General features: G+C 67.7%; 7 protein-coding genes. 5 read left to right on the forward strand and 2 right to left on the reverse strand.

What is annotated here, in order from left to right:
* The first annotated feature begins 1 nt into the window (after position 1).
* The 5 genes from C1877_RS07140 (at position 2) to uvsE (ending at position 4247) form a co-directional block, all read left to right on the forward strand.
* Positions 2-748: a 4Fe-4S dicluster domain-containing protein gene (locus tag C1877_RS07140; protein WP_015538776.1), complete on the forward strand. Its 747-nt coding sequence runs from the start codon at positions 2-4 to the stop codon at positions 746-748.
* 93 nt (positions 749-841) lie between these two features.
* Complete coding sequence (locus tag C1877_RS07145) at positions 842-1303, forward strand: VOC family protein (RefSeq protein WP_049783975.1); 462 nt, start codon at positions 842-844, stop codon at positions 1301-1303.
* Positions 1304-1369: 66 nt separating this feature from the next.
* Positions 1370-2554, forward strand: a complete 1185-nt coding sequence (locus tag C1877_RS07150; protein ID WP_015538777.1) for an MFS transporter — start codon at positions 1370-1372, stop codon at positions 2552-2554.
* Positions 2555-2654: 100 nt separating this feature from the next.
* Positions 2655-2885, forward strand: coding sequence for a hypothetical protein (locus C1877_RS07155; protein ID WP_041238779.1), 231 nt, complete (start codon positions 2655-2657; stop codon positions 2883-2885).
* A 60-nt stretch (positions 2886-2945) separates the two neighbouring features.
* Positions 2946-4247 (forward strand): UV DNA damage repair endonuclease UvsE, encoded by a 1302-nt coding sequence (uvsE, locus tag C1877_RS07160; RefSeq protein ID WP_114568789.1) that lies wholly within the window; start codon positions 2946-2948, stop codon positions 4245-4247.
* Here the strand turns inward: uvsE and C1877_RS07165 are convergent.
* Positions 4232-5470 (reverse strand): MFS transporter, encoded by a 1239-nt coding sequence (locus tag C1877_RS07165; protein WP_181813809.1) that lies wholly within the window; start codon positions 5468-5470, stop codon positions 4232-4234. The genes uvsE and C1877_RS07165 overlap by 16 nt on opposite strands.
* A gap of 128 nt (positions 5471-5598) precedes the next feature.
* Complete coding sequence (locus C1877_RS07170) at positions 5599-7032, reverse strand: SLC13 family permease (RefSeq protein ID WP_015538780.1); 1434 nt, start codon at positions 7030-7032, stop codon at positions 5599-5601.
* Between the last annotated feature and the right edge of the window lie 349 nt (positions 7033-7381).

Genomic DNA, 7381 nt, shown 5'->3' on the forward strand with positions numbered 1-7381 from the left:
CATGGCCCAGTACGGATTCTTCTTCGACCAGGGACGCTGCTACGGCTGCAAGGCCTGCTCGGTGGCCTGCAAGGACTGGTACGACATCGCCCCCGGCCCCGAGAAGTGGATGAGCGTCTACATGTGGGAGAAAAACGCGTTCCCGCTCACGTCTATCGGCATCCTGGCCTTCAGCTGCGGCCATTGCGACAACCCCGTGTGCGTCTCCGCCTGCGAGCACGGCGCCATCTTCAAGGAGGACCGGTACGGTGCCGTGCTGGTTGACCAGGAGAAGTGCCAGGGCGACCGCAACTGCTTCCAGGCCTGCCCCTACGGCGCCCCGAAGTTCGCGAGCGACGAGCTCGGCACCAAGATGAGCAAATGCACCCTGTGCATCGACCGCTTGGAGAAGGGCCAGCTGCCCCTGTGCGTGGCCTCCTGCCCGATGCGCGCCCTGGACTTCGGCCCCATCGACGAGCTGGTGGAGAAGTACGGCGACGTCCGCAAGATAGAGACCATGCCCGACCCCGAGCTGACCATGCCCAACTGGGTCGCCAAGGCGAACCCGCCCAAGGAGCAGCTCATTCCCTACGATGCGGAGAAGGCCGTCCAGCTCACCAAGCGCCGCACCGCCACCGACGACGTGTACGCGGGCGACTGCGGCAGCGTCACGGAGCTCGGCGGCGACGTCATGTGCCTCCGCGAGCTGCGCATGAAGAACGCCACTGCGGCCGAGGTCATGGCCGCCACGTCGAGCGACCAGGGCTAGCGTCGGCGAGGCATCGCCTTGGGATGCGCGGCGACCAGGCTCGCACGCCGCGCATCCCGATTTTTCACCGAATGCATGCGAAGGAGGGGAACCATGGAATCGGTCTTTCATCATGTGGGGATCTACTGCCGCGATATCGAGGAATCCATCGCGTTCTACGAGGATGTGCTCGGCTGCAGGCTCCTGTTCGAGTCGGACGCCCAGGAGGGCGACAAGCCGCTCAAGATGGCATGGCTCAAAAGAGGAGACCTCGTCTTCGAGCTGCTGGAATGCGAGGACAAGGCCACGTGCGAGGCCGCCGGGAGCTGCCTCAACCACGTGGCGCTGCGCGTGGACGACATGGACGGCTTCGTCGCGCATCTGGCCGAGCGGGGCGTCGCCGTCGAGGCGGGCCCGTTCGACCCGCCCCTGGAGTTCGACCGTCCTCTGGCAGGCGGCGACTCCGACGTTTTCGCCGTCTGCGGCGATGCCGGGGCGCAGCTGCGGATCATGTTCTTCCGCGGCCCCGGAGGGGAGCGCTTCGAAGCCGTCCAGGACAACATAAGGGCGCTCTAGGCCGAAGGGGTTGCAAGGTTCCGGCCTGGGCTCGTGCATGCGAAACACCAAAGGAGGAGGTTCCTTATGAGCACCAGCAAGAAATACGGGAACTGGGCGCTGATCGCCGTTGCCATGCTCCTGTTCGGAACGGCTATCGCGACGATCCAGTTCAAAGTCCCCGTCGTCATGGGCGACATCATGGCGAACATGGACATGGATGCAAGCTCCGCGTCGTGGCTCATGTCCATCTTCACGTTCGTGGGCATTGTCCTGGCGCTTCCCACGGGCGCGCTCGCGAAGAAGTTCGGCCCGAAGACCATGCTGCTCGCCGCTGCCGCCATCATCGCCGCCGGCTCGCTGCTGGGGGCCTTTGCGGGTAACGGCATGGTCCTCATCGTCTCCCGCGCCATCGAGGGCGTGGCGTTCATATTCGTGACCATCTGCGGCCCCTTGGCCGTGCAGAAGTACGTCGCCCCCGACAAGATCGGATCGGCGACGGGCATCTGGGCGCTTTGGGTCTGCCTCGGCTCGGTGGTCGGCGGCGTGCTGACCCCCACGCTGTACGCATCGACCGGCTTCGTGGGCGTGTGGGTCATCTACGCCGCCGCAGCCGTGGTGTTCGCCATCGTGGTCGCGGTGATCGTCAAGGCCCCCGGCAAGGCGCTCGAGGAGGCTGCGGAGCCTGCCGCAGGCGGGAAGGTCGGCTACGGCGAGTTCGTGAAACCCAACATCCTACTGTTCTTCGCGGCCTTCCTCGTCTTCAACATGACGCTGATGGCGGTGCTGAGCTTTGGCCCCACCTTCTTGCAGCAGCAGGGCGTCGACCCGACGCTGTCCGGCTTCGTCAGCACGCTTCCCATGCTGCTTGCCGTCATATCGTCCCCGCTGTTCGGCGCCTTGTCCGACAAGCTGGGCCGCTGCAAGCCGCTGTACCTGGCCGCGATGCTCGTCATGGGCCCCTGCACGCTGATCCTGCTCACCCAGACCGGTCCCTTGATGTGGGTCGGCGCCATCGTCATGGGCCTCGTCGGCTTGGGCGGCCCGGTCATGTGCCTGACGTCGTACATCAACGTCCTCGGTCGCCCCGAGCTCATGTCCATCGGCATGGGCGTGCTCATGCTCATCCAGAGCCTCGGCCAGTTCCTGGGTACCTGGCTCGTTCCCCTGCTGCTCGGGCCCGACGTGTCCGCCTGGATGTTCACCGGCATCGTGATGTGCGTGATCGGCTTCGCCGGCACCGCAGCGCTTGCCCTGTGCAAGTTCAAGTAGGGACTGGGCTCGGAAGGGGCCCTGCCCTGCATCCCTCCGCTCAAGGCTCGGGCGCCGCAACGGTGCGGCGCCCGAGCTGATCCGAAAGGAAGTGCCAACCATGTGCTTCAGGCCCGCCGATGCGTCGGCCGACGCAAGCTCGAGCAAGTGCCCCGAGTGCGGCCAGGATATCCAGGTTCTAAGCGGCATCGCCTTGAAGAGGTGCCCGCACTGCCGATGCGATCTCGTACCCTATCTGAAGGGCGAGAAGCCGATTCCCGCAGCTCCTGCCGCTCCCAAGCCCCCCGCTTCCCCCACGGCCCCGAAGGCCCCCGGCGCCCCGAAGGCCTAGGGAAGAACCGCCGCGTACCGGTTTTGCAACGGAAACCGCAGGGGCCTGCCGCGAGCGCCTATGCTGGCCGCATGGACGGCGAGGTGCGGAAAGGCAGGCGGTGCCATGAACATCGGGTACGCATCGAAGACGCTCGGGCTTCCCGAGGGGCGCATGCGCTCCCTGGCCATGCGGAACGCGAGCGACGAGCGGCTGGCGGAGGCCATCGGCGCCAACCTGTCGGCGCTGGAGGCGGTCATCCGCTACTGCGGCGCCAACGGCATCCGGCTCTTCCGCGTCGGCTCGGACGTCATCCCGTTCGGGTCGAGCCCGGCGAACCGCCTGGACTGGGCGCATGCGTTCGGGGAGCGGCTCGCGGCCATCGGGGCGCTGGCCGCCCGGAACCAGGTGCGGCTCAGCATGCACCCGGGGCAGAACACGGTGCTGAACTCCCCGGACGACGATGTCGTGCGCCGGGCCGTGGCGGATCTGGCCTACCACGCGGCCTTCCTCGATGCGCTGGGCACCGGCGCCGAGGCCAAGGTCGTCCTGCACGTGGGCGGCGCCTACGGCGACAAGGAGGCCGCCCTGAAACGCTTCGTCGCGCGCTGCCGCGAATTGGACGCGGGCGTGCGCCGGCGGCTGGTCGTGGAGAACGACGACCGCCTGTTCACGGCCGAGGACGCGCTGGCGGCGAGCGAGGCCTGCGGCATCCCGATGGTGCTCGACGTGCTCCACCACCGGCTGAACCGCGGTCCGGGCGGCCGGGACGGGCTCGAGCTCCTCGATGCGGCGGCGCGCACGTGGGGGCCGCAGGACGGTCCGCAGAAGGTGCACTACGCCCAGCAGGCGCCGGGCAGGAGGCCCGGCAGCCACGCCGACACGATCGGCCTCGACGGGTTCCTCGCCTTCGCCGCGTCGCTCGAAGGGCGGGCGCCCGACGTGATGCTGGAGGTGAAGGACAAGAACGTCTCGGCGCTGAAGTGCCTGAACGCGTTGGACGCGCACGGCACGACGGCGGTGCTCGAGCGGGCATGGGCGGCGTACAAGTACAGCGTGCTGGAGCACGGCCAGGCGGCCTACCAGCAGGTGAGGAACCTGCTCAAGGACAAGGCCGCCTATCCGGTGCGGGAGTTCTACCGCCTGGTGGACGGCGCGCTCGCCCGCCCAGCGCCGCCCGGCAGCGCGCGCAACGCGGCCCAGCACGTTTGGGGCTACGTGTCGGGGGCCGCCTCCGCGCGCGAGCGCGCCTCGTTCGCGCGCCTCATGGAACGCTACGAGGGCGGACAGGCGGACCTCGTAGCGGTGAAGCGGCACCTGGCGAAGCTAGCCGGCCGCTACGGGCAGGAGTACCTGCTGCACTCGTATTACTTCGACCTCTGAGCGGCATCCTTCGCAGGCGCCTCCAGCCGCACGAGGGCGAGGAGCGCCGTGCCCACGAGACCCAGCACGAGCGCGAAGGCGCCGGCGGCGGCCCATCCCCCGGCGCCGAGCACCGCGGGCATGATGGACGAGCCGAGGAACTGGCCCAGGCTCTGCGTGAGCACGAGGAAGCCCATGGCGATGGGCATGGCGTCCTTGTTCGCCACCACCGACGGGTACACGATCAGAAACATCGTGGGAGCGCCGAGGCCCACCACGCCCATGACGAGCGCGGCCGCCCACAGGGCAGGCCCGGCCGTGGTGAGCAGTACGGCCGCGCAAGGCCCCATGACCAGCATCGACGCCACCATGAGCGCCTTGAGCCTGCCGGTCTTGTCGGCCAGCACCCCGAAGAGCGGCGACGACGCCACGGCGACGAGCATGGGCAGCGTGCTCGCGAACCCGGCGAGCGTCGCGTCCATCCCCTCGCCCTGCAGAAACGTCGGGCTGAACGACAGGAACGAGATGAGCACCATGTTGAACATGAGGAACCCGCCGAGCACCAGCAGCACGTTGCGGCCGAACAGGCCCGCCATGCCCATCTTCTCGCGAGGCGCGCCGTCCTGCGCCCGCGGGACGCGCTCGAGGAAGCGCCCCCCGCCAACCGGCCGCACGAACAGCAGCATGAGCCCGCCCGCCGCGAGCGCGATGCCCGCCATGACGCACCACGTTCCCTGGAAGCCCACCGCACCGAACACGGTCGGCGTAAGCACCCCGCCGAAGAACGAGCCGAGCGAGAACCACAGCGCCCAGATGCCGCTCGCGAAACCCACCTTGTCCGGGGCGACGTAGGCCCTGATGGCAAACGGCGCGCTCACGCCGCAGAACACGAGGGCCACGCCCTCGACGGCCCGCGACAGCACGAGGACCTCAGCCGAGGTGGCCAACGCGCCTGCGGCCGTGCCGGCCACCATGACGACGACGGCGGCCACCATCATGTTCTTGGCGCCGAAGCGCCGCGCCAAGAAGCCCGTGGGAAGCGACAGGAAAATGCCTGCCAGCGTGAACACCGACATGAGCATCGAGGCGGAGCCCACGTCCATATCGAACTGCTCCATGATGGCCGGCATGATAGAGGGCACCTTGAACCGCCCGAGCGCCACGGCGATGCCGGCGAGCACGAGCAGCACCGACACGAGCACATGGTTCTGGTACGCGGAACGGGGACGAGCGCTGGTCTCCACGAAAAGGCTCCCTTCGCCGCAGGGGAAGCGCCCCCGCGGATCGTCGCAGTTGAAAAAGGCTCCCCGGACCTCGCCGGGGAGCCCGCATGAAGGCGCCGGCCATCCGGCGCCGAGCGTGGCGGAAAGTCCTACAGCCCCAGGACGCCGCAGATGAACGGCACCCAGAGCACCATGCACACGCAGAAGATGACGGCGGGTATCACGCCGGCCTTGAACATGTCGCCGAACGTGTAGTACCCCTCGCCGTAGGTGACGATGAGCGTGGGGTTCACCGGCAGGAGGAAGTTGCCGGCCACGATGAAGGCGAGCAGCATCGTGGGGATGGCGGGCGACACGCCGAGCGTCGTGCAGATGCCGATGAGGATGGGCAGAAACAGGCTGATGATGGCCGCGCCCACCGGGGCGATGGTGTGCAGCAGGTAGATGAACGCAACGGTGATCAGCAGGAACACCGTGAAGTTAAGGTCAGCCACGCCGCTGCCCATGAACAGGTTCGTGACGAACTTGTCGGCGCCCGAGGCGCTGAAGATGTTGCCGAGGGAGAGCACCGAGCCCATCATGAGGATGATGGTCCAGGGCACCTGCTTGCTGAACTCGTCCCACGTGAGCAGGTTCAGGCCGGGGAGCATCATGATGGCCAGGCCGATGATGGCCACGGTCGTGACGTTCAGCAGCGGGACCCACGTGCCGGCGATCCACAGCACGGGCAGCGCGAGGATCATGACGAGCGCGCGCACCTCGAAGCCCGTGGGCTTGCCGGCGTCGGCGGCCGCCTGGCGCAGGCTGTCGTAGGCGCTCGACTCGAGCTGCTCGGGCTTGAGGATCTTCACGATGGAGATCCAGCACAGCGGGATGCACAGGACGGCGATGGGCAGGCCCACGATGATCCAGTCCAGGAAGCTGATGGTCTGGCCGGTGGCGCCGGTGAGCACGCCCATGGCCACCATGTTGAACGAGCTGCCGGCCGGCGTGACCACGCCGCCGATGACGGCTGCAATGGGTATGGCGATCATCATGCACTTGCCGAGGCGTGACTTGCCGGGCTCGGCGCCGGCCGCCTTGAGCACGACGTAGGAGATGCCCATGAAGAGCACCGCCGCCGGCACGTCGGACATGATGGTGGAGATGAGGCACGTGCCGATCATGAACGCGAGGATGAGCTTCTCGGAGCTCTCCCCCGTCAGCTTGAACAGCTTGGCCACGAGGCGCACGCCCCACTGCGTCTTGAGCAGCAGCGCGGGCAGCGCGAAGATGGCGATGACGTAGAACACCACCGACACGCCGAACCCGCTGAACACGGCCTTGTAGTCGGTCGCGCCCATGACCACGGCTATGACGAGGGCCAGAATGCCCGTCACGCCCACGGAGAACGAGCCGCACACCCACAGCGACACCGCGAACAAGAGCGATGCGATGGCCATGATCCCCTGGTGCGACAGGTCGGCCGACTCGGGCACGAACGACGCGACCACGAGGATGGCCACGGCTATGACGATGCCCAGCCCCCTCTTGTTCACGAACCCCTCTTTGCTGAAGAACTTCGTTAACGCTTCTTGTGCCATTTGCCTCTCCTCCTTAAAGAAAGAACGTGGCAGATCCCCTGTAAGCTACCGCGCCTGGCGCCTCCTTCCCCTGGGCGCGGCCGCGTCGTGGTATACGGGCTCGCATCCGCCGACGTCGCGCAGGCGAGCCCCCTTTGACGACGGCCCCTCGTGGAGGAGCCGTCGGTCTCCAGGCTCTTCCCCTCATGCCGCCAAGCGGCGGCACGAGGGCGTGCGTCTATCCGGCCCGGTACAGCTCGATCGGGCCCATGTTGCGGTCCTCGTCCACGGTCGAGGCCTCCAGCACGCGCGTGAGGTAGCCCTCGGCCTCCGCGTACACGCGCCAGCCGGCGGCGCCCACCTGGTGGAA

This window comes from Gordonibacter pamelaeae (assembly GCF_003340385.1).
In the GTDB taxonomy this organism is placed as follows: Bacteria; Actinomycetota; Coriobacteriia; order Coriobacteriales; family Eggerthellaceae; genus Gordonibacter; species Gordonibacter pamelaeae.

Coding starts and splice junctions, on each gene's coding strand:
- C1877_RS07140 (WP_015538776.1), top strand. CDS start 2: ATGGCCCAGTACGGATTCTTCTTCGACCAGGGACGCTGCTACGGCTGC.
- C1877_RS07145 (WP_049783975.1), top strand. CDS start 842: ATGGAATCGGTCTTTCATCATGTGGGGATCTACTGCCGCGATATCGAG.
- C1877_RS07150 (WP_015538777.1), top strand. CDS start 1,370: ATGAGCACCAGCAAGAAATACGGGAACTGGGCGCTGATCGCCGTTGCC.
- C1877_RS07155 (WP_041238779.1), top strand. CDS start 2,655: ATGTGCTTCAGGCCCGCCGATGCGTCGGCCGACGCAAGCTCGAGCAAG.
- uvsE (WP_114568789.1), top strand. CDS start 2,946: ATGCTGGCCGCATGGACGGCGAGGTGCGGAAAGGCAGGCGGTGCCATG.
- C1877_RS07170 (WP_015538780.1), bottom strand. CDS start 7,032: ATGGCACAAGAAGCGTTAACGAAGTTCTTCAGCAAAGAGGGGTTCGTG.